The sequence below is a fragment of the Pseudomonas sp. NFACC46-3 genome (assembly GCF_900114515.1).
Taxonomy (GTDB): domain Bacteria; phylum Pseudomonadota; class Gammaproteobacteria; order Pseudomonadales; family Pseudomonadaceae; genus Aquipseudomonas; species Aquipseudomonas fluorescens_Q.
Genome location: NZ_FOTH01000004.1, coordinates 134001 through 154172, shown reverse-complemented (window position 1 = coordinate 154172; position 20172 = coordinate 134001). Strand labels below are relative to the sequence as shown.

Here is a 20172-nt window from a genome sequence, read left to right as displayed (position 1 = left end):
AGGACAGAACGCTGTTTATCTCGTCACGGTTGCCTGATATTCAGTGTACAGCGCTATAGATAGCGGGAACTTTTGCCAAGCGCCTACGTTCAATAGACGGTTGTCTGCAAAAGGGAGCAGCGTCGGGTTGGTGCAAGATTTCGATTGGAGTCTCTGCCGTCAGGCCCGGTGACAGATTATTCGCGCAGCCGGGGAATCTCCTGCTGCGTTTTTCGTGCGTGCCGAGATCAGAGCGCGCCGGAAACTTGCTTGGAAGGGGGAGAACTTTTGCGAAAAGCCCGAGTCTATGTTTGCAAGCCCGGTCAATTAGTAATGCAAGCCTCCTTCGAGCTTATCGAGGAGTGTTCATGCTAACCCAGGAAGAGGATCAGCAGCTGGTCGAGCGCGTCCAACGCGGCGACAAGCGAGCTTTCGATCTGCTAGTGCTTAAATACCAGCACAAAATTCTCGGGTTGATCGTGCGTTTCGTGCACGACACCCATGAAGCGCAGGATGTCGCTCAGGAAGCCTTCATCAAGGCCTACCGCGCACTTGGTAATTTTCGCGGGGACAGCGCGTTTTATACGTGGCTTTACCGCATCGCCATCAACACGGCGAAAAACTATCTGGTTTCACGCGGCCGCCGGCCGCCGGATAGCGATGTAAGTTCTGAGGATGCCGAGTTCTATGATGGCGATCATGGCCTCAAGGATCTCGAGTCACCAGAACGTGCGTTGCTGCGGGATGAGATCGAAGGCACCGTCCATCGAACCATCCAGCAATTGCCCGAAGATTTGCGTACGGCTTTAACTTTACGCGAGTTCGACGGTCTGAGTTACGAAGACATTGCGAGCGTCATGCAATGTCCTGTAGGCACCGTGCGCTCCCGGATCTTCCGCGCCCGGGAGGCCATTGATAAAGCCCTGCAACCTTTGTTGCAGGAAAACTAGAGACAGCGGCGACAGCCAAGAGAGGAACGCCATGAGTCGTGAAGCCCTGCAGGAATCGCTGTCCGCAGTGATGGATAACGAAGCGGACGAACTGGAATTGCGTCGGGTATTGAATGCCTTCGACGATGTTGAAACCCGTGAGACCTGGGCTCGTTACCAGATCGCCCGGGCCGTGATGCACAAGGATTTGTTGCTTCCACGCCTGGACATCGCTGCGGCCGTTTCCGCTGCATTGGCTGACGAAGCCGTACCGGCTAAAGCCTCTCGCGGACCATGGCGCAGCCTGGGTCGCCTGGCAGTAGCCGCTTCGGTCACCGTGGCCGTACTGGCCGGTGTGCGCCTGTACAACCAGGATGAGATTGCCGGCGTGCAGATGGCGCAGCAATCCAACCAGCCTGGCCTGGCCGCTCCACAGGTCAAGGGCCCAGCGGTACTGGCCGGTTACAGCGAAGGCTCGGAAACCGCAGGCCCAATGGTCAATGGTGTTCTGCAAGGCCAACCTGGCTGGCATGATCAGCGTCTGCCCAACTACCTGCGTCAGCATGCTCAGCAAGCTGCCCTGAAAGGTACTGAAAGCGCACTGCCTTACGCCCGTGCAGCCAGCATGGAAAATCGTTAATAAGGAAAACCATTGCGCGCCATACCTCTATTCACGCTTCTGCTTGGTGGCTGGTGTGCGATTCCAGCCCATGCCGATGAGGCTCAGGATTGGTTGAATCGCCTGAGTCAAGCCGAGCAGCAGCAGAGCTTCCAGGGCACTTTCGTTTACGAGCGCAACGGTAGTTTTTCTACCCATAACATCTGGCATCGCGTCCAGGATGGCAAAGTCCGCGAGCGGTTACTCCAGCTCGACGGCTCGGCACAGGAAGTCCTGCGCATTGATGGGCATACTCAATGCGTCAGTGGCTCCTTGATCGCGGGGCTGGGCAATACGCCTGACGGCACCTCACGTGCGCTCGATCCGCAAAAACTCAAGAATTGGTATGACCTGGCCGTCATTGGCAAGTCGCGCGTGGCCGGGCGTCAAGCGGTCATTGTGGCGATGACGCCAAAGGACCAGCATCGCTATGGTTTTGAGCTGCACCTGGATAAAGAGACCGGCTTGCCGCTCAAGTCCCTGTTGCTCAATGACAAGGGCCAGTTGCTCGAACGTTTCCAGTTCACCCGCTTGAATGTCGCCGCGCCGACAGACGGTGATCTGCAAGCCAGCGCCGAATGCAAGGCTGTCACGCAGGATTCCGCCAAGGTCGTCGCGGTGAAAGCCGCCTGGCACTCGGACTGGCTTCCGCCTGGGTTCGAGCTGTCCAGCAGTGCCGTGCGCAAGGACCCGGACACTCAGGTCCAGGTCAACAGCTTGATGTACGACGATGGCCTGGCGCGCTTCTCGGTGTTCCTGGAGCCGTTGAACGGTGCCAACGCCACTGACACCCGTACTCAGCTCGGCCCGACGGCTGCCGTCTCCCGCAGGCTCACGACGCCCCAGGGCGAGATGATGGTCACGGTGGTCGGCGAGATTCCTATCGGTACGGCGGAACGGATTGCGCTTTCCATGCGCTCCGACGTCACGGCAACTCAATAGCCTGCTGGCTGGATGGGTGGTTCGATTGTGCGAGAGGCTGATGATGCCAGGGCTTGATCGAAATGCCGAAACTTCCTGTCAGTATTTTCATTTGCAAAAACCCAGCTTTTTTTCTATAGGTCAGAGCCGCTCGGCCCTGGCCTTGTCTGTTTCCGGAACAAAAATACCGGCGTATCTTTTCCTGGTATTCCTTGCTCCATATCGCTTAACCATGCTCGTCGTAACGGGAGCCGTATGTCGATACCACGCTTGAAAACCTATCTCTCTATCCTTGCCACCGTGCTTGTGCTCGGCCAGGCCGTTCCTGCCGTGGCGGTCGAGTTGCCCGACTTTACGCAATTGGTCGAGCAGGCGTCGCCCGCCGTAGTGAACATCAGCACGACCCAGAAGCTGCCGGATCGCCGCGTGTCGGACCAGCAAATGCCAGACCTGGAAGGTTTGCCGCCGATGCTGCGTGAGTTCTTCGAACGCGGCATGCCGCAACAACCCCGTTCGCCTGGCGGTGGTCGCCAGCGCGAAGCGCAATCCCTGGGGTCGGGTTTCATTATTTCGTCTGATGGCTACATCCTGACCAACAACCATGTGATCGCCGATGCCGACGAAATCCTGGTACGCCTGGCCGATCGCAGTGAGCTCAAGGCCAAGCTGATCGGCACCGACCCGCGTTCCGACGTGGCGCTGTTGAAAATCGAAGGCAAGGATCTGCCCGTGCTCAAGCTGGGCAAATCCCAGGACCTGAAAGCCGGCCAATGGGTCGTGGCCATTGGTTCGCCGTTCGGCTTCGACCACACCGTGACCCAGGGTATTGTCAGCGCCATCGGTCGCAGCCTGCCGAACGAAAACTACGTGCCGTTCATCCAGACCGACGTGCCGATCAATCCGGGTAACTCCGGTGGCCCGCTGTTCAACCTCGCGGGTGAAGTCGTCGGCATCAACTCCCAGATCTATACCCGTTCGGGTGGTTTCATGGGCGTGTCCTTCGCGATTCCGATCGACGTTGCCATGGACGTGTCCAATCAACTGAAAAGCGAAGGCAAGGTGAGCCGCGGCTGGTTGGGCGTGGTCATTCAGGAAGTGAACAAGGATCTGGCCGAGTCGTTCGGGCTGGAAAAACCGGCCGGTGCGCTGGTGGCGCAGATCCAGGAAGGTGGCCCGGCTGCCAAGGGCGGCCTGCAAGTGGGTGACGTGATCCTGAGCATGAATGGTCAGCCGATCGTCATGTCCGCCGACCTGCCGCACTTGGTAGGTGCCCTCAAGGCCGGTGCCAAGGCCAATCTGGAAGTGATTCGTGAAGGCAAGCGCAAGAACGTCGAATTGACCGTCGGCGCCATTCCTGAAGAAGGCAAGGAGTTGGATTCGCTGCCCAAGTCTGGCGTCGAGCGCAGCAGCAACCGTCTGGGCGTGGCTGTGGCCGAGCTGACCGAAGAGCAGAAGCGCACCCTGGAGCTTCAGGGCGGTGTGGTGATCAAGGAGGTGCAGGATGGTCCTGCCGCCCTGATCGGTCTTCAGCCGGGCGATATCATTACGCACCTGAACAACCAGGCCATCGGTTCCGCCAAGGAGTTCACCGACATCGCCAAGGCGTTGCCGAAGAATCGTTCGGTCTCGATGCGGGTCCTGCGCCAGGGGCGTGCGAGCTTCATCACCTTCAAGCTGGCCGAATGACCGGTTAGCGGCTCAAAAAAACCGCCTCGATAGAGGCGGTTTTTTATTGTCTGGCAAATGCTCAGCCCATCATGTCCTTGACCATGCGTTCCTGCTCCATGAGTTCCCGCTGCCGGGCGTCGATGCGTGACGACAGGGGGAAATTGGTGCCGGCGCGCCGTTTGGCGAAGTCCAACTGCTGAATGGCCTGACGGTAGTCGCCCACCAGTGCGAAGTACTCGGCACGAGCCTGATGCAGGCCGATGATATTGCCCGACAGCCCGCGGGTCTCGGCCACCATGTACCAGACATCCGGATCGTCCGGACGGGTCTTGAGCAAGTTTTCCAGGGCCTTCTCGGCGTCGGCGGGGCGGTTCTGCTTGAGCAGCAGGTCGACGCGCACCTGGTTGAGCGGATAGTTGCCCGGGTATTGGCCCAGCATCCGGTCGACGCGGGATTGAGCGTCGGCCAGTTTGTTGCTGGTGATGTCCAGGTCCACCTGGGCGAGGTTGTAGATGATCTCGTTGGGCGATTTGGCCAGCAACGGCTTGAGGTTCTCCCGTGCTTCATTCAACTGGCCACCCTTGATCTGCGCGATCGCCAGGCCATAGCGCGCCACGTCGTTCTTCGGGTTCTCATCCAGCTGCGCCCGGAAGCGCTTGGCGCCCAGGCCCGGGGTTTCTTCATAGATCAACTGGACCCGTGCGCGAATCAGTTGATAGCGCACACTGTCCTCGATACCGCCCGGCTTGGCCTGTTCGGCGCGGTTGCGGGTGTCGGCGATCCGGGATTCGGTCACCGGGTGAGTCAGCAGGAATTCCGGGGGCCTGGCGTCGAACCGGTACTGGCGCATCAGGCGCTCGAACATGGTCGGCATGGACCGCGGGTCGTAGCCGGCCTTTTCAAGGTTCTGGATACCGATGCGGTCGGCTTCCTGTTCGTTCTGGCGCGAGAAACGCCGTTGTTCCTGGATGGCCGCGGCCTGGGTCCCGGCGATGGCCGCGATCCCGGCGTCACCGCCACCGGCGGCGGCAATCACGATGCCGGCCAGCAGTGCGGCCATCATTGGCACTTGCATGCGCTGCTGGGCTTCGACGCCGCGGGCGAAGTGGCGTTGTGACAAGTGCGCCAGTTCGTGGGCCATGACCGAGGCGTATTCGCCTTCGGTCTGCGCATTGAGGAACAGGCCGCCGTTGACCCCGACGATTCCTCCAGGTGCGGCGAAGGCGTTGAGCTGCGGGCTGTTGATCAGGATGAACTCCAGGCGTCGGTCGTTGACCTGGCTGGTTTCCACCAGTTTATAGACGCTGGATTCGACGTAGTCCTTGAGCTGTGGATCGTTGAGCTGTGAAACCTGGCTGCGCAGCAGGGCCAGCCAGGCGCGGCCCAGTTGGTGCTCCTGTTCTGGCGAGACGATGGCAGAACTGGCATCGCCAAGTGACGGCAGGTCGTCGGCGAAGCCCGGTGAGGCAAGCAGGCAAGCGAGCGTCAGCAGGGTGGGGCGCAGAAATGTCATGCACGAAGCCTTAGTCGACAAAGACCTTACTGTAGCCGGACACCGGGCCCGGGACCAGATATTCTAGGCCGCTCAACGATCTGCCGCGGAGTGAACCCATGACCGATGCTGTAGCCCACGATGCCGAACTGGACGCCAGCGGCCTGAACTGTCCGTTGCCGTTGCTCAAGGCCAAGCTGGAACTCAATCGCCTGGCCAGCGGCAGTGTGCTCAAGGTGATCGCCACGGATGCGGGCTCGCAACGTGATTTTCGCACCTTCGCCCGATTGGCCGGTCATACGCTGCTGCGTGAAGAAGACGATAACGGCGTCTACCGTTACTGGCTGAAAAAGGCCTGAAAACCCACAGCGTCTCTTAAGGATTTTTAATGTTCAAAGTGTTACGCGACTGGATCCAGCGCTACTTCTCCGATGAAGAAGCTGTGGTCCTGGCGGTGCTGCTGTTCCTGGCCTTTGCCGCCGTGCTCACCCTGGGCGGCATGCTCGCGCCGGTGCTGGCGGGGATGGTGCTGGCGTACCTGATGCAAGGTTTGGTCACGACTTTGGAGCGCTTGCGGTTGCCGGGTGCGGTGGCGGTGGGCTTGGTGTTCGCCCTGTTCATGGGCTTGTTGTTGGTGTTCATAATCGTGATCGTGCCGCTGCTCTGGCACCAGTTGGTGACGCTCTTCAACGAGTTGCCGGGGATGCTTGCCAAATGGCAGTCCGTGCTGTTGCTGTTGCCCGAGCGTTATCCGCATCTGGTGTCCGACGAGCAGGTGTTGCAAGCCATTGAAGTCGTGCGCGGCCAGATCGGCAAGTTCGGCCAATGGGCGCTGACGTTTTCGCTGTCCAGCCTGCCGCTTCTGGTCAACATCATGATCTACCTGGTGCTGGTGCCGATCCTGGTGTTCTTCTTCCTCAAGGACCGGGAAATGATCGGTCGTTGGGTCCGAGGCTACCTGCCGCGTGAGCGGGCGCTGATTACCCGAGTGGCTCAGGAGATGAATCGGCAGATCGCCAATTACATTCGCGGAAAAGTCATCGAGATTTTCATCTGCGGCGGCGTGACCTATATCGGTTTCGTGACCATGGGGCTCAATTACGCCGCCCTGCTGGCGCTGCTGGTGGGCATTTCAGTGGTGGTGCCTTACGTTGGCACCGTGGTGGTGACCGTGCCGGTGGCCTTGATTGCGCTGTTCCAGTGGGGCTGGAGCGATCAGTTCATCTACCTGATGGCGGTCTACGGGATTATCCAGACGCTGGACGGCAACGTGCTGGTCCCGCTGCTGTTCTCCGAGGCGGTGAACCTGCACCCGGTGGCGATCATCTGTGCGGTGCTGTTGTTTGGCGGGCTGTGGGGGTTCTGGGGTGTGTTCTTCGCGATCCCCCTGGCGACCCTGTTCAAGGCGGTGCTGGATGCGTGGCCGAGCAAGGAGCCGGTTGTCGCGCCGTTGTTGTAGCTGATCCATCGGTTGGGGCTGATGGCCTCATCGCGAGCAAGCTCGCTCCCACAGGGTTCTATTGAACATCACAGATCCCATGTGGGAGCGAGCTTGCTCGCGATGGCGCCAGTACAGGCAGCGAGAATTTCAGCCCTTGTCGAGGGCCTGAGCCGCCGCCAACACCGCATCCACATGCCCCGGCACCTTCACGCCACGCCATTCCTGGCGCAGCACGCCGTTCTTGTCGATCAGGAAGGTGCTGCGATCAACGCCCAGGTATTCCTTGCCATAGAGTTTTTTCAGCTTGATCACATCGAACAACTGGCAGACGGCCTCGTCCTTGTCGCTGATCAGCTCGAACGGGAACTCCTGCTTGCACTTGAAATTCTCGTGGGACTTGAGGCTGTCCCGGGAGACGCCGAACACTTCGGTGTTGGCGGCCTGGAACTGCGCATACTGGTCCCGAAAACCCTGGCCTTCGGTGGTGCAGCCCGGGGTGCTGTCCTTTGGGTAGAAGTAGATCACCACCTGTTTGCCCTTGAGGGCGGCGAGGCTGATGGTCTGCCCGCTGGTGGCGGGTGCCTGGAAATCGGTAACCGGCTGGTCGACTGCAACGGCCATGAACGCTTCCTTACATTGGGTTTTGTGGGCGCCACGGTTCGATCAGGGCATCGAGGTTCATCGCATCGGCGAAATCCAGGAACTGATCGCGCAGCCAACTGATCTGGGTGCCGGCCGGCAGGGTCACGGTGAACGTGGCATTGAGCATGGTGCCGCCGGTCTGCGGGGCCTGGTAGGTGTCGCAGGTCAGGTTTTCCAGCTCGACGTGATGGTCCATGAAGAACTGGCACAGCTCGTTGATGATGTCCGGACGGTAGGCCGAGCTCACATAGGCCACGTAGGGCAGGGCCTGGGGACGGTTCTCCAGCGCGGCGCTACGCACCACGTTGACGGTGAAGGCATGCTTCTTGGCCAGCACCGGCAGGCTGCCTTCCAGGCGAGCCAGGGCGTCCCAGCTGCCGGAGATCTCGAGCACGAGCGCACTGCATTCGCCGTGACGGGTCAGACGTGAGGTCACGACGGCGCAGCGATTTTCATGGCTGGCGCGGCACAGGACGTTAGTCAGCTCCATGGGGTTGGCGCCAAGGGCACTGATAACAAGGAATTGTTCGCGGACTGTGGGGGTGGACATGCAGCATTCCTAAAGCGATGAGCGGTCGGTACTTTTGCCGCTCGATACAGCGCCAGGCCCGGAAAAACGAACGGCTCAAGCCTTGTGCCCGGGGTTGCGCTGCATTCCACGACAGCTGGAACGCACCGGGACAAACCCGGGATCGGGGCTTGCGGCGACGAAAACGGAGGCTGGAAACCGGCATATGAGCTTGTCGGTACCGATCAAAGCCTGAAGGGTAGCGAAAACCATCGCCAAGGGGAATGGTAGTTCGCTTGTACAAGCATCTTGGCGCCAGTACCATTACCGCTCTCTTTTTCCGGCAGGAGCGGTTTCATGATTGCGGGCAGTATGGTGGCACTGGTCACACCCATGGATGCACAAGGGCATCTTGACTGGGCCAGCCTCAGCAAACTCGTGGACTTCCACCTTGAGAACGGCACCCATGCCATTGTCGCTGTCGGTACCACCGGCGAGTCGGCAACCCTCGACGTCAATGAGCACATCGAAGTCATCCGTGCCGTGGTCAAGCAGGTCAACGGTCGCATCCCCGTCATCGCCGGCACCGGCGCCAACTCGACCCGCGAGGCCGTCGAGCTGACCCGCAACGCCAAGGAAGCCGGTGCCGACGCTTGCCTGCTGGTCGTTCCGTACTACAACAAGCCGACCCAGGAAGGCTTGTACCAGCACTTCAAGCACATTGCCGAAGCCGTCGATATCCCGCAGATCCTCTATAACGTTCCCGGCCGCACCTCCTGCGACATGCAGGCCGAGACCGTGATCCGCCTGTCCACCGTGCCGAACATCATCGGCATCAAGGAAGCCACCGGCGACATGAAGCGCGCCAAGGCCATCCTCGATGGCGTGAGCAAGGACTTCATCGTGCTGTCCGGTGATGATCCGACAGCGGTCGAGCTGATCCTGCTGGGCGGCAAGGGCAACATCTCCGTCACCGCCAACGTTGCTCCGCGCGAAATGGCCGACCTGTGCGAGGCCGCGCTCAAGGGCGACGCCGAGACTGCGCGGGCAATCAACGCAAAACTGATGCCGTTGCACAAGGACCTGTTCATCGAGGCCAACCCGATTCCGGTGAAGTGGGCCTTGGTTGAAATGGGCCTGATGCACGAAGGCATCCGCCTGCCACTGACCTGGCTGAGCACCCCCTGTCACGAACCGCTGCGGCAGGCCATGCGCCGGTCCGGCGTCCTGGTTTAATTGAGGAAGTACAACGCATGAAGCGAATGGCCGGACTTTCCGCACTTGCCTTGATTATCTCCAGCACCAGCGGCTGCGGATGGATCTGGGGACCGGAAGGTTACTTCCGCGACCGTGGTAGCGATTACCTGCAGGCGCAACAGACTGCACCGATGCAACTGCCGCAAGACGTCAGCGTCGCCAAGCGCCTTGATCCGCTGCTGCCGATCCCGCGCAACGTCGCTGACGACAGCGTCAAGGGCGAATACATCGTCCCACGTCCACAGCCGCTGTCGGCCGTGGCCGATGCCAGCGACTACACCCTGCAGAAGAGCGGCGACTCCAGCTGGGTCATGGGCCAGCATCCACCGGCCGAAGTCTGGCCAGTGGCGATCCAGTTTTTCCAGGACAACGGTTTCCGCCTGGACGAACAGCGCCCACAAACTGGCGAATTCACCACCACCTGGCAGCGCTCCGATGAACTGTCTGCTGCCATGGCCAAGCGCATGAGCGCCGCCGGTGTCGCGGCCGACAGCGAAACCCGCGTGCGGGTGCGTATCGAGCCGGGCGTGCAGCGCAACACCAGTGAGGTCTATGTGGTCAGCGCCGAGCGACCTGCCGGCAGCACCGCCGACGTGGCCTTCACCAACCGTTCGGTCAATACCGGCCTCGACGCTGCGCTGGTGGACGACATGCTCGCCAGCATGAGTCGTAACGCGGAGCAGGGCGGTTCGGTCTCGATGCTGGCGTCCAAGGAGTTCGATGCGCCGAGCCGCGTCAGCCTGAGCGAAGACGGCAGCGGCAACCCGGTGCTCAACGTCGGCTCCGACCTGGACCGTGCCTGGTCGAGCGTTGGCCGCGCGCTGGAGCAGGGCGAGTGGCGCGTTGAAGACATCAACCGCAGCCTGGGCCTGTACTACATCAACCTCGCTGAAAAGGCCGAGAGGAAAGACGAGAAGCCTGGCTTCTTCAGTGGCCTATTCGGCAGCAAGCCGGACAAGGAAGAAATCGAGGCGCGCGCCGAGCGTTATCAGGTTCGCCTGAGCAAGGTCGGCGACAACGTCCAGGTCACCGTCGAGAAGAACATCAATACCGTGGCGCCGGCTGATGTGGCCCGCAAGGTGTTGGGCGTGATTCAGGACAACCTGGGCTGATCCGATGCGTTTTTCCGTTCTCGGCAGCGGTAGCCAAGGGAACGGCACGCTGGTAGCCAGCGCCGGCACGTATGTGTTGGTCGATTGTGGTTTCTCCCTGCGGGAAACCGAGAAGCGCCTGTTGCGCCTGGGGGTGCACCCGGCGCAACTGAGCGCGATACTCGTGACCCACGAACATGCCGACCACGTGCATGGCGTGGGTTTGCTGTCTCGGCGCTACAATCTGCCGGTGTACCTGAGCCGTGGGACACTGGCAGGCCTGCGCAAGCCCATCGAGCCGGCCGGCTTCGTGGCCGGTGGCGAGCAACTGCGCATCGGTTGCCTGGATATCAGCGTGGTCAGCGTGGCGCACGATGCCCGGGAACCGACGCAATATGTGTTCAGCGACGGCGAGCGGCGCTTCGGGCTGTTGACCGACCTGGGGTCGTATTGCGACAGGGTGATGGACAGTTATCGGGACCTCGATGCGTTGATGATCGAGTCCAACCATTGCCGCGACATGTTGGCGCGTGGTTACTACCCGTACTTCCTCAAGCAACGGGTAGGCGGGGAACACGGGCATTTGAACAACCACCAGGCAGCGTTCCTGGTGGCCGAGTTGGGCTGGCAAGGCCTGCAACACCTGGTCCTGGCCCATCTGAGCAGCAAGAACAACCTGCCGCAGCTGGCCCGGCAATGTTTTGTCGACACCCTCGGGTGCGACCCGGACTGGCTGCAACTGGCCGATCAAGATTCAGGGCTCGACTGGCGACATATCGCCTAGCCCACTACTTAGCAAGCGGAGCCCATCATGGAAAAACGTGAAGAACTCTACCGCGGCAAAGCCAAGTCGGTTTACAAGACCGACGACGCTGACCGCTTGATCCTGCTGTTTCGCAACGACACCTCGGCGTTCGACGGCAAGCGCATCGAACAGCTGGACCGCAAGGGCATGGTGAACAACAAGTTCAACGCCTTCATCATGCAGAAGCTCGAAGCCGCCGGCGTGCCGACCCAGTTCGACAAGCTGCTGGGCGACAACGAATGCCTGGTCAAGAAGCTGGACATGATCCCGGTCGAATGCGTCGTGCGTAACTACGCCGCCGGCAGCCTGGTCAAGCGCCTGGGCGTGGAAGAGGGCATGAAACTCAACCCCTACACCTTCGAGCTGTTCCTGAAGGACGACGCCAAGGGCGACCCGTTCATCAACGAATCCCACGTCGTGGCATTCGGTTGGGGCACCGCCGAGCAACTGGCCCGCATGAAGGAATTGTCCCTCAAGGTCAACGAAGTACTGACCAAGCTGTTCGACGACGCCGGCCTGCTGCTGGTGGACTTCAAGCTTGAATTCGGCGTGTTCAGCGACGGCTCCATCGTCCTGGGCGACGAGTTCAGCCCGGACGGCTGCCGCCTCTGGGACAAGGACACCAAGAAGAAGATGGACAAGGACCGCTTCCGCCAGGGCCTCGGTGACGTCATCGAAGCCTACGAAGAAGTCGCCCAGCGTCTGGGTGTGCCGCTGTAATCGACGCAAGCATCTGATAGCACGGAAAAAATTTCGCTCGGGGGTTCGCTTCCGGCGAATGTGCTGGTATGATGCGCGCCACTGGAGAGATGCCGGAGTGGCCGAACGGGACGGATTCGAAATCCGTTGTACTGGCGACAGTACCTAGGGTTCAAATCCCTATCTCTCCGCCATTATTGAATACGACTAAGCCCCTGAAATGGTTGAACATTTCAGGGGCTTTTTCGTTTCTGGCGTTTGGTCCGGGGCATGACTGGAACCCATCGGGAAAACGGGGACAGACCCTGTTTCGCTTGGACAGCGTGAGCAATTCGCAAAAGCGCCGATCCCCGGCACTCTGATGCGGTGCGGATGAACATGCTAAGCCGTCGATATACTGTGGACCTTGGGATGGGGCGTGGTCCGTCAAAAAGCTATCGGAGTGGCAACATCAGCGTAATAGGTGAAAGCCCTGAGCACGGTATAAATCCTGCGTGCTTGGCATAAAAGTCCGACAGACGCTGGTCAAGCGGATGGACAATCATTGCAGTAGAACCGATGGTTTCAGACGCGATAATTGCTCGTTCAACCGCATCTTGAAGCAAGCCGATAGCGAAGCCCCGGCCTTGTGCTGCCTCAGTGACGCCCATGCGTCCCAACAAGGTCACTGGGTGCACACTTGGGGAATTGCGCTGACGGCTTTTCGGAACGACATTCTCCCGAGCAATCGATCCACTCGACAGTGTGTAATAGCCCATGACGACCAACGTGTTCTTGCGACAGACAACGTACACAACGGCTTGCTTGGCGGCTTGGGCTTTACGCGCCGTTTTTTGAAGATAATCGTTGATCGACGCTACGCCTGAATCGAACTCGTCCAGGATGTGGTCGTCGTTCAGCTTTTCTGGAGCCCTCAGCTCCACGGTTTGGGCCTTTCGAGAAGTTGAAGCAGACATTTGTTACCTTGAATTGGATTGGCTTCCAAGGCCTGTTCAAATGCGTCAAATGCAACGTCATCGAGAAGGAACAGCCGCTTATCAAGGATGACTTCCTCTGCTTTCTGACAAGCAGCTTCCAAGATAAAGCTGGTTCGATCACGACCAGACATGGCAGCTGCCAAATCGATCAGGTTCCGTTTTTTTTCATCCGCCCTCATGTTGATGGGGACGGGCTTGGATCTTTCGATTTTTTCAATATTTACGGTCATGTTGATTCCCGCCTTGGAGGTGCCTCGGTGCTTCGCTTAATGTGATCAGTCGTTGGAAAGATCTATCGATTTAGATTCGATGCCGTTGAGTCGGCTTCGTGGTTAACACTATATCAGCGTGTAGCTATTGTCTATACGTGTGTATCGTTTGGCTATACGGGCTGCGCCGCTGGCAACCCCGTCAAACCCACTCCGCGACCCGCGTATCAACGGGCGTTCCGGGCACTGAAAGCCTTCGCAAGGTTGGGTCGCATCCAGTCCGAGACCCCCCCACCATTTTCAACCGCTCGATGCGGCTCAGCCAATCCCATCCGTTCGGGTGAGCGACGAAAGTTGTACAGCCCATAGCGATCTGGGTGCCGGCTTTGTTTGCCAATAGAGTATTGGCAGCCCAGGCATTCGCGGGCCGAGACCATTGGATCGAGTGAGACGCGGGAGGTATTGCGTCCGCCAAGCGCTAGACTCTGTACGAAATCCCGAGGAAACCCGATCGTCGACAAACCCAAGCCGCTCTTACGAACGACGCTTGGACTATAGAGCTCTTCTGGAAAAATCATCAATCAGATGATGAGTCAGAAAACTCCCTAAATTATGTGGGCGGGAAGTGTCAGAAAACTCCCGCAGCTATTGCCTCCCCCCGCCTTTTTTTATCCCGCCACCCCCCCTCAGCGACCTGCATAACCCCGGTGTCTGCCAGACCCAAAGCTTTGTAACAATTGGACTAATGGTCTATAGCTCAAGGCATGGCTGCCGATAGGTAGGTTAATCCCCATGAAAGGAGTGACACCCCATGCTGCGGTTTTTTGCCGATCTGGGCTTTCGCTGGAAAATCACCCTTCCGATCGCATTCCTGGCTGTGTTGCTGGTGCTGATGGGGTGGGCGGGCATGCGCGGTATCGGTCAGGTGACTGAATCCAGTACGCAATTGACCAAGCGTTATCTGCCGGCGATCAGCCTGCTGCTCAACGCCGACCGTGATCTTTATCAGGCTTTCGTCGCCGAGCGCAGCCTGCTGGATGGTCATGCAAACGAGCATTTGAAAGCGCTGAGCACCAGTCATGGCGAGAATGCGAAGCAGGCTTATGACCGCGTGCAGAAATATGCCGCGATGCAGCCCGGTGCCGAGGCGCAGGCGTTGGTCAGTCAGTTCAATGACAGCTTCGGGAAATGGATGCAGGTGTCGCGGCGGGTCCTCGAACTGTCTGTAGGCGATCCGCAGGGCGCCAGTGCCCTGAGTTTTGGTGACAGTGAGCGCCTGTTCGAAACCATGCGCGACTCTATCGACAAGCTGGGTGAGCTAGAGGATGCGGCGTCGCATCGCGAAGGCGACGCAGCGATTGAAAACGGTGAGACGGTCGGCGTGCATCAAGGCGTGATTCTGCTGGTCGGCTTGCTTGGTTGCATCCTGGTGCTTGTCGTTCTGCCACTTGTGGTGCTGAGCCCTATGCGTCGACTGCTGCACCGCGTCGAGCAGATTGCCGAGGGCGGCGGCGATCTGAAAGGGCGTCTGGAGGTACGCTCGGCCGATGAGTTGGGCCAGCTCGGCAGCGCCTTCAACCGCTTTCTCGACAAGTTGCAGCCGTTGATCGCCGAGGTTGGACGGGTGACAGGTGAAGTAGATTCCGCCGCCCGCGCCATGGCCGATATGGCCGCGACGAATGACCGGTTGATCAGCAGCGAACATGCGGCGCTCGATCAGGTCAGCACCGCTGCGACCCAGATGAGCGCAGCGGTGCATGAAGTCGCGCATAACGCGGCGAACGCCTCGGGCGCCGCGCAACAGGCGAGCAGCCAGTCTCGTGACGGTGCCGAGGTGGTCAGCAGTACCATCGAATCGATCCGTCAGTTGGCCCAGGAAGTGGAGAGCGCTTCGGGCACGATCGAGGCATTGGCCCAGGAAACCTCCAGTATTGGCGCCGTGCTTGAGGTGATCCGTGGCATTGCCGAACAGACCAACCTGTTGGCGCTGAACGCTGCCATCGAAGCCGCGCGGGCCGGTGAGCAGGGCCGCGGTTTTGCCGTGGTGGCCGATGAAGTGAGGGCGCTTGCGGCGCGCACACAGGATTCGACCAAGGACATTCAGGTTCGCATCGAGCGGTTGCAGAGCGGTGTCGCCAAGGCTGTACAAGCCATGCACGTGGGCAGCACCAAGGCCCGCGATAGCGTCGAACGTGCCGCGGGTGTCGATCAGGTGCTTAGCGGTACCGGCGGTTCGATCCAGCAGATCAATGACATGGCCGCGCAAATCGCAAGTGCTTGCGAGGAGCAAAGCAGCGTCACCGAAGAGATCGCCCGCAACATCTCCGATATCCGCGACTTGTCCAACGAAGCGGCAGCGAACTCTGCCCAGAGCATGCATGCCAGCCAACAGCTTTCCAGCCTGTCGAGAAACCTGGCAGAACTGATCGGCCGCTTCCGCACCTGAAGCAGGAGGGTGTCGTGTCCACTGACGATCAGCTCCGTGCGCTGCATCAGGACGGTTTTGTCCTGATGCCCGGCGTGTTGGATGCCCGACAGATCGCCGACCTGCGCCATGCCATCGACCAATTGAAGCCCCAGCATTGGGACTACAGCGGTGTCATCGATCATTACAAATGTGTGTTCAATCGCGATCCGTTCTGGCTACCGTTCCTGGATGTGGCCGGGGTGATCGAGCTGGCCGAGGCAGCCCTGGGCGATGATTGCCATGTCATCGGCCAAACGGCCTGGCGCTGCCATCCCGGTTTTACCGGGGCACCGTTGCACCTGGATTATCTGGCGATGCAATTGCCGCCAGGGCTGTTGGCCGACCCTGCCTTTGAACTGCCGATGCAGGTTTTTACCGCGCAGTTTTACCTGGATGACATCGACGCCGACTTGAGCCCGACCCAGGTCATTCCGGGCAGCCACAAAGCCGGCCGGGCACCCGTGAAGGGCGAAACGCAGTGGCAAGGGCGCCCCGCGCAGCCCGTGCTGTGCCGGGCGGGCGATGTGCTGATACTGCGCAGTGAGTTATGGCACGCCGGTAGCGATAACCGGACCGCCGACCGCACGCGTTACATGCTTCAGGTGCACTATGGTCGGCGGATGGTCGCGCAGAAGTTCTCACCTTATCTGCATTGGCAGTTCAATCCTGTGGTCTTGGTCGCCGCGACACCTCGTCAGCGGCGGTTGTTGGGCGATCACCAGGAAGCTGAATACGATTGAGCCTGGCTCAGTCAGATCCACACATCATTGACTGCCGTTCGCTCATTGGTCTGTTCGCCGGTATTGAGGACACCACGTGGTTCGATCAGCAGCAGTTTCACTTCGTGCGCGGCGCTGGGCTTGTGCTCGACACCTTTTTTGACCACGTACATTTCGCCTGGCCCTATGGTCACCGCACCGTCGCGAAAATCGATACGCAACTGGCCCTCCAGCACGATGAAGGTTTCATCGGTGTCGGCGTGGGTGTGCCAGATGAATTCGCCTTCGAGCCGGGCGATCTTGAATTGGTAGTCATTCATTTCGGCCACGACTTTCGGTGCCCATTGTTCGTGGAACAGTGCGTATTTCTGAGCGAAGTTGATGGGGGCGTAGTGGGTCATCGAGGCATGCTCCTCAGGTGGGTGGTGAGCTGTACCTTACTGTCGGGGCCTGGGTGTCGTATTGGATGATCGTGCAGCTTTTTGTCGTGCCCAGCCTGTGCCTTCAGCGCAGCATTTTCAGCCAGCGTGCCGGTGAAATACCGAAGGCCTGGGTGTGCAGTCGGGTCATGTGGCTCTGATCGAAAAAACCACAGGCCAGGGCTACTTCGCTCAGCGGCATGCCATGGAATACCAGGCGCCGGGCTTCGTTCAAGCGGCGCTGGGTGATGTAGCGATAGGGACTGGTGCCATACAGTGCCCGGAAATCCCGGGACAGGCTCCATCGATCCCGGCCGCTGGCCTGCACCAGGTCGTCCAGTGTGATCGTCTGCTGGAGGGCATCATGGATGAACAGGCGGGCACGCTCTGCCGCGGGGTAGTCGATCAGCCGCCCACGTCGGCTGCCGGCTGCGATGTCGAGTGCCTGGGCCACATCGTAGATGGCGTCCTCTTCCTCCAGCGGATCGAGGGGATGATCCAGGCCGTTCAATAGTCGACGGGTCGCGATGTTGAGGCGAGGGTCGTTGGACAATCCTCCTTCGATGAAGGGCAATGGCTTGCCCCCCAGCACTTGCTGGATCACCGACGGTTCTATGTAGAACATCCGGTAGCGAAAACCCTCGTTCGTCCCGGCTTCGCCATCGTGCGCCTCGTCCGGATGCAGGACGATGGTGCCGCCAGGCTGGCTGTGGCGCTTGCTGTGGCGATAGTTGAAGCTCTGCACGCCGGAAAGTGTGATTCCGATGGCGTAGGTGTCGTGGCGATGGGTGGTGTAGCCATGCCCGCTGAAATAGGCCTCGATGCGTTCCATTTTCCTCGATTCGGGCGCCCGCACCAGCCAGTCGCGATTATGGTTTGATCGAGTCATTGCACCAGCCTCCTTTTGTCCGCATACCCTACCTGCCTGAAAACCTTCGTTACAGCAAAAAAAGCTCAGGCTGCAAACAGCTCACTTGAGGCGATTGAACCCGTGGCGAGGGAGCTTGCTCCCGCTCGGTTGCGCAGCAACCGCAAAATCATAGGGCCGCTTCGCAGCCCAGCGGGAGCCAGCTCCCTCGCCACAATGATTCGGCTCAGATCTCCTTCACAGGCGTTTCGCCCTGGACATTCTTGATCAGCCCGATGACGTGAAGGCAGTCACTCTTGTTCACATAGGATTCGCCGCTGGCGATCGTTTCGTGGTTGCCGGCTCTCAAGCGCCAGCGCCATTGGCCTTTTCCAGTGCTCGGGGTGCCTCGGGTCTGTCGATAGATTTCAAAATACATCGGTTCGCTCCCTGCGATTCATTCAGTCAAGACATGCGTTGGACATGTGGCTGCCAGCCTAGCCAAGTGGCGGGTTTTGGCTACGGGAAATTCGTTTCCATTGGTTATTAAATATTGCTGGGCATGAGCCTGGAAAGAGGGTTCGACTTTATGCAGGGAAAAAGTCATGTTGCGAACAATCAGTCAGATGAAGTTCCGGTTTGATCCTTGCGTTGCCCTGCTCGGTCCTGCTTAATACGTTTCGACGCCTAGGGCCGCAAGCCGATGGGACTGAAAACACTATAAGAAAAAGAGCTATCAAGTGACTGAATATCCAGGAACGGATCTGCAAGGTCGTCTAGCGCTTTCGCTTGTCATTCCGGTCTACAACGAAGTCCAGTCCATCGATGTGTTCATGGCCAGGATCGACCAGGTCTTTGCCCATGAGTCGCTGGTGAGCCTGGAGCTGGTGTTCGTCAACGACGGCAGCGTGGACGACACATTGGTGCTGCTGCTGGAACGGCAGAAGACCGATCCGCGCATCCGAGTCGTCGACCTGAGTCGCAACTTCGGCAAGGAGGCGGCGTTGAGTGCCGGCCTGCAAGCCGCTCGTGGCCAGGCGGTGGTGCCGATCGATGTCGATTTGCAAGACCCTCCCGAAGTCATCCTGGAAATGATTGCCCACTGGCGCAACGGTGCCGAAGTGGTGCTAGGCCATCGGATCAACCGCGACTCCGACTCCTGGGCCAAGCAGGTTTCCGCCAACGGGTTCTACCGGCTGCACAATAAAATCGCCGACCACAAGCTGCCGGAGAATGTCGGCGATTTTCGCTTGATGGATCGCTGCGTGGTCGATGCCCTGCAAACCCTGCCTGAATCTCGCCGCTTCATGAAAGGGCTGTTTGCCTGGGTAGGATTCCGCACCACCTACGTGGATTACGTCAGGCCTGAACGGGCCGCCGGTGAAAGCAAGTTCAATGGCTGGCGCCTGTGGAATTTTGCTCTTGAAGGCATCACCAGCTTCAGCACCGAACCGCTGCGTATCTGGACGTACCTGGGGCTTTGCGTCTCGCTGGTGTCTTTTGCGTTCGCCATCTTCATCGTACTGCGAACCCTTATTTCGGGGGTGGACCTGCCGGGCTATGCTTCGCTGATGGTGGCAGTCACGTTCCTGGGTGGGTTGCAACTGATCGGCATCGGCGTACTGGGTGAGTACCTGGGCCGCACCTACATCGAATCCAAGCGCCGACCGATTTTCCTGGTGCGGCGCCTCTATGACGCCAAGGACTGACCATGGACCTCAAGGAAACCGATATCCTCGGTCCCGATATCGAGCAGCATTGGTACTACCGGTCGAAAGCGCGCGCCATGCTGCACATGCTCAAGGGCACCTCGGCCAGTACGCTGCTGGACGTGGGGGCCGGGTCGGGCTTTTTTTCCCATCACCTGCTGACCCATACCGCAACGGCCCAGGCCTGGTGCGTGGACATCAGTTATCCGGCCGACTCCGACGCCAGTACCGCCGGTAAACCGGTCCGCTATCGCCGTGCCATCGACACGCTGGACGCTGACCTGGTGTTGCTGATGGACGTGTTGGAGCATGTGGATGATGACGTGGGGCTGCTCAAGGCCTACGTCGACAAAGTGCCGTCGGGCAGCCGTTTCCTGATCACCGTGCCGGCGTTCCAGTTTCTCTGGAGCGGGCATGATGATTTTCTCGAGCATAAGCGCCGCTACACCCTCAAACAGCTGGAAAGTGTCGTGGCGCAGGCGGGTTTGCAGGTCCAGCAAGGTGCGTATTACTTCGGCCTGGTATTTCCCATTGCCGCCGCCCTGCGCCTGTTGCAGCGCAAGGCGTCCGGCGCCCCGGCCAAGTCGCAGCTTGCGCGTCATCATCCGCTGGTCAATGGCGTGTTGAGGTCACTGTGCAGCCTGGAGCGTCCGTTCATGGGCGCCAATCGTATGGTCGGCCTGACGGTGTTCTGCCTGGCGCAGAAGCTGTGACCTGGACGCACTCGCCGTTGCT

At 59.6% G+C, this 20172-nt stretch carries 22 protein-coding genes, 1 tRNA gene and 1 pseudogene; 16 read left to right on the top strand and 8 right to left on the bottom strand.

Going from position 1 to position 20172, the window contains the following annotated elements; all coding sequences use genetic code 11:
* The first annotated feature begins 347 nt into the window (after positions 1 to 347).
* From rpoE to BM300_RS07540, 4 genes are all read left to right on the top strand, one after another.
* Positions 348 to 929 (top strand): RNA polymerase sigma factor RpoE/AlgU, encoded by a 582-nt coding sequence (gene rpoE, locus BM300_RS07555; protein WP_003172477.1) that lies wholly within the window; start codon positions 348 to 350, stop codon positions 927 to 929.
* 31 nt (positions 930 to 960) lie between these two features.
* On the top strand, positions 961 to 1548 hold the full coding sequence (locus tag BM300_RS07550; RefSeq protein WP_039010798.1) for a sigma-E factor negative regulatory protein: 588 nt from the start codon (positions 961 to 963) through the stop codon (positions 1546 to 1548).
* 12 nt (positions 1549 to 1560) lie between these two features.
* Positions 1561 to 2508 carry a MucB/RseB C-terminal domain-containing protein gene (locus tag BM300_RS07545; protein ID WP_092148609.1) on the top strand — a complete coding sequence of 316 codons (948 nt, stop codon included), beginning with the start codon at positions 1561 to 1563 and terminating at the stop codon, positions 2506 to 2508.
* A gap of 234 nt (positions 2509 to 2742) precedes the next feature.
* Complete coding sequence (locus tag BM300_RS07540; protein WP_063322530.1) at positions 2743 to 4173, top strand: DegQ family serine endoprotease; 1431 nt, start codon at positions 2743 to 2745, stop codon at positions 4171 to 4173.
* Between the two features lie 61 nt (positions 4174 to 4234).
* On the opposite strand, the gene BM300_RS07535 is transcribed toward BM300_RS07540, so the two are convergent.
* Positions 4235 to 5668, bottom strand: coding sequence for a M48 family metalloprotease (locus BM300_RS07535; RefSeq protein WP_063322529.1), 1434 nt, complete (start codon positions 5666 to 5668; stop codon positions 4235 to 4237).
* Between the two features lie 98 nt (positions 5669 to 5766).
* On the opposite strand from BM300_RS07535, the gene BM300_RS07530 reads away from it, so the two are divergent.
* Together BM300_RS07530 and BM300_RS07525 are read left to right on the top strand one after the other, a co-directional pair.
* A complete protein-coding gene (locus BM300_RS07530) occupies positions 5767 to 6006 on the top strand; it encodes a sulfurtransferase TusA family protein (protein ID WP_014337032.1) in 240 nt (79 codons plus the stop codon).
* A gap of 29 nt (positions 6007 to 6035) precedes the next feature.
* Entirely contained in the window at positions 6036 to 7106 is a 1071-nt protein-coding gene (locus BM300_RS07525) for an AI-2E family transporter (RefSeq protein ID WP_063322528.1), read from the top strand.
* 129 nt (positions 7107 to 7235) lie between these two features.
* On the opposite strand, the gene BM300_RS07520 is transcribed toward BM300_RS07525, so the two are convergent.
* A complete protein-coding gene (locus tag BM300_RS07520; RefSeq protein WP_092224896.1) occupies positions 7236 to 7709 on the bottom strand; it encodes a peroxiredoxin in 474 nt (157 codons plus the stop codon).
* A gap of 10 nt (positions 7710 to 7719) precedes the next feature.
* Positions 7720 to 8280, bottom strand: coding sequence for a glycine cleavage system transcriptional repressor (locus tag BM300_RS07515; RefSeq protein WP_003184325.1), 561 nt, complete (start codon positions 8278 to 8280; stop codon positions 7720 to 7722).
* Between the two features lie 315 nt (positions 8281 to 8595).
* Between BM300_RS07515 and dapA the strand changes: the two genes are divergently transcribed.
* The 5 genes from dapA (at position 8596) to BM300_RS07490 (ending at position 12284) form a co-directional block, all read left to right on the top strand.
* Positions 8596 to 9474: a 4-hydroxy-tetrahydrodipicolinate synthase gene (gene dapA, locus BM300_RS07510; protein ID WP_092148603.1), complete on the top strand. Its 879-nt coding sequence runs from the start codon at positions 8596 to 8598 to the stop codon at positions 9472 to 9474.
* 17 nt (positions 9475 to 9491) lie between these two features.
* Entirely contained in the window at positions 9492 to 10607 is a 1116-nt protein-coding gene (gene bamC, locus BM300_RS07505; RefSeq protein ID WP_063322525.1) for an outer membrane protein assembly factor BamC, read from the top strand.
* A gap of 4 nt (positions 10608 to 10611) precedes the next feature.
* Positions 10612 to 11370 (top strand): MBL fold metallo-hydrolase, encoded by a 759-nt coding sequence (locus BM300_RS07500; RefSeq protein ID WP_063322524.1) that lies wholly within the window; start codon positions 10612 to 10614, stop codon positions 11368 to 11370.
* 27 nt (positions 11371 to 11397) lie between these two features.
* On the top strand, positions 11398 to 12111 hold the full coding sequence (purC, locus tag BM300_RS07495; RefSeq protein ID WP_025212375.1) for a phosphoribosylaminoimidazolesuccinocarboxamide synthase: 714 nt from the start codon (positions 11398 to 11400) through the stop codon (positions 12109 to 12111).
* 83 nt (positions 12112 to 12194) lie between these two features.
* Positions 12195 to 12284 (top strand) — tRNA-Ser (locus BM300_RS07490).
* A gap of 240 nt (positions 12285 to 12524) precedes the next feature.
* Here BM300_RS07490 and BM300_RS07485 read toward each other — a convergent pair.
* On the bottom strand, positions 12525 to 13046 hold the full coding sequence (locus tag BM300_RS07485; protein ID WP_092462443.1) for a hypothetical protein: 522 nt from the start codon (positions 13044 to 13046) through the stop codon (positions 12525 to 12527).
* Complete coding sequence (locus BM300_RS07480) at positions 13004 to 13297, bottom strand: type II toxin-antitoxin system TacA family antitoxin (RefSeq protein WP_063322521.1); 294 nt, start codon at positions 13295 to 13297, stop codon at positions 13004 to 13006. The genes BM300_RS07485 and BM300_RS07480 overlap by 43 nt, the downstream gene beginning before the upstream one ends.
* Before the next feature lie 790 nt (positions 13298 to 14087).
* Between BM300_RS07480 and BM300_RS31670 the strand changes: the two are divergent.
* From BM300_RS31670 to BM300_RS07465, 3 genes and pseudogenes are all read left to right on the top strand, one after another.
* Positions 14088 to 14864: pseudogene (locus tag BM300_RS31670) on the top strand (MCP four helix bundle domain-containing protein); the annotation flags it as partial.
* Positions 14865 to 14933: 69 nt separating this feature from the next.
* A complete protein-coding gene (locus BM300_RS31665; RefSeq protein WP_371914654.1) occupies positions 14934 to 15722 on the top strand; it encodes a methyl-accepting chemotaxis protein in 789 nt (262 codons plus the stop codon).
* A gap of 14 nt (positions 15723 to 15736) precedes the next feature.
* Positions 15737 to 16483, top strand: coding sequence for a phytanoyl-CoA dioxygenase family protein (locus BM300_RS07465; protein WP_092224890.1), 747 nt, complete (start codon positions 15737 to 15739; stop codon positions 16481 to 16483).
* Positions 16484 to 16494: 11 nt separating this feature from the next.
* Here the strand turns inward: BM300_RS07465 and BM300_RS07460 are convergent, their stop codons facing one another.
* From BM300_RS07460 to BM300_RS07450, 3 genes are all read right to left on the bottom strand, one after another.
* Entirely contained in the window at positions 16495 to 16863 is a 369-nt protein-coding gene (locus BM300_RS07460) for a cupin domain-containing protein (RefSeq protein ID WP_092224888.1), read from the bottom strand.
* 103 nt (positions 16864 to 16966) lie between these two features.
* A complete protein-coding gene (locus BM300_RS07455; protein ID WP_092224886.1) occupies positions 16967 to 17770 on the bottom strand; it encodes a helix-turn-helix transcriptional regulator in 804 nt (267 codons plus the stop codon).
* Positions 17771 to 17975: 205 nt separating this feature from the next.
* The gene (locus tag BM300_RS07450; protein ID WP_014337049.1) at positions 17976 to 18167 is read right to left on the bottom strand and encodes a YegP family protein; all 192 of its coding nucleotides are present in this window, start codon (positions 18165 to 18167) and stop codon (positions 17976 to 17978) included.
* 301 nt (positions 18168 to 18468) lie between these two features.
* On the opposite strand from BM300_RS07450, the gene BM300_RS07445 reads away from it, so the two are divergent.
* Positions 18469 to 19437, top strand: coding sequence for a glycosyltransferase family 2 protein (locus tag BM300_RS07445; protein WP_063322515.1), 969 nt, complete (start codon positions 18469 to 18471; stop codon positions 19435 to 19437).
* A gap of 2 nt (positions 19438 to 19439) precedes the next feature.
* On the top strand, positions 19440 to 20150 hold the full coding sequence (locus BM300_RS07440; protein WP_092224881.1) for a class I SAM-dependent methyltransferase: 711 nt from the start codon (positions 19440 to 19442) through the stop codon (positions 20148 to 20150).
* Positions 20151 to 20172: the final 22 nt, after the last annotated feature.

Bases quoted from the DNA above. Each gene is read 5' to 3' on its own strand.
- rpoE (WP_003172477.1), top strand. From the start codon at position 348: ATGCTAACCCAGGAAGAGGATCAGCAGCTGGTCGAGCGCGTCCAACGC.
- BM300_RS07550 (WP_039010798.1), top strand. From the start codon at position 961: ATGAGTCGTGAAGCCCTGCAGGAATCGCTGTCCGCAGTGATGGATAAC.
- BM300_RS07540 (WP_063322530.1), top strand. From the start codon at position 2,743: ATGTCGATACCACGCTTGAAAACCTATCTCTCTATCCTTGCCACCGTG.
- BM300_RS07535 (WP_063322529.1), bottom strand. From the start codon at position 5,668: ATGACATTTCTGCGCCCCACCCTGCTGACGCTCGCTTGCCTGCTTGCC.
- BM300_RS07530 (WP_014337032.1), top strand. From the start codon at position 5,767: ATGACCGATGCTGTAGCCCACGATGCCGAACTGGACGCCAGCGGCCTG.
- BM300_RS07525 (WP_063322528.1), top strand. From the start codon at position 6,036: ATGTTCAAAGTGTTACGCGACTGGATCCAGCGCTACTTCTCCGATGAA.
- BM300_RS07520 (WP_092224896.1), bottom strand. From the start codon at position 7,709: ATGGCCGTTGCAGTCGACCAGCCGGTTACCGATTTCCAGGCACCCGCC.
- BM300_RS07515 (WP_003184325.1), bottom strand. From the start codon at position 8,280: ATGTCCACCCCCACAGTCCGCGAACAATTCCTTGTTATCAGTGCCCTT.
- dapA (WP_092148603.1), top strand. From the start codon at position 8,596: ATGATTGCGGGCAGTATGGTGGCACTGGTCACACCCATGGATGCACAA.
- bamC (WP_063322525.1), top strand. From the start codon at position 9,492: ATGAAGCGAATGGCCGGACTTTCCGCACTTGCCTTGATTATCTCCAGC.
- BM300_RS07500 (WP_063322524.1), top strand. From the start codon at position 10,612: ATGCGTTTTTCCGTTCTCGGCAGCGGTAGCCAAGGGAACGGCACGCTG.
- purC (WP_025212375.1), top strand. From the start codon at position 11,398: ATGGAAAAACGTGAAGAACTCTACCGCGGCAAAGCCAAGTCGGTTTAC.
- BM300_RS07485 (WP_092462443.1), bottom strand. From the start codon at position 13,046: ATGTCTGCTTCAACTTCTCGAAAGGCCCAAACCGTGGAGCTGAGGGCT.
- BM300_RS07480 (WP_063322521.1), bottom strand. From the start codon at position 13,297: ATGACCGTAAATATTGAAAAAATCGAAAGATCCAAGCCCGTCCCCATC.
- BM300_RS31665 (WP_371914654.1), top strand. From the start codon at position 14,934: ATGGCCGATATGGCCGCGACGAATGACCGGTTGATCAGCAGCGAACAT.
- BM300_RS07460 (WP_092224888.1), bottom strand. From the start codon at position 16,863: ATGACCCACTACGCCCCCATCAACTTCGCTCAGAAATACGCACTGTTC.
- BM300_RS07455 (WP_092224886.1), bottom strand. From the start codon at position 17,770: ATGACTCGATCAAACCATAATCGCGACTGGCTGGTGCGGGCGCCCGAA.
- BM300_RS07450 (WP_014337049.1), bottom strand. From the start codon at position 18,167: ATGTATTTTGAAATCTATCGACAGACCCGAGGCACCCCGAGCACTGGA.
- BM300_RS07440 (WP_092224881.1), top strand. From the start codon at position 19,440: ATGGACCTCAAGGAAACCGATATCCTCGGTCCCGATATCGAGCAGCAT.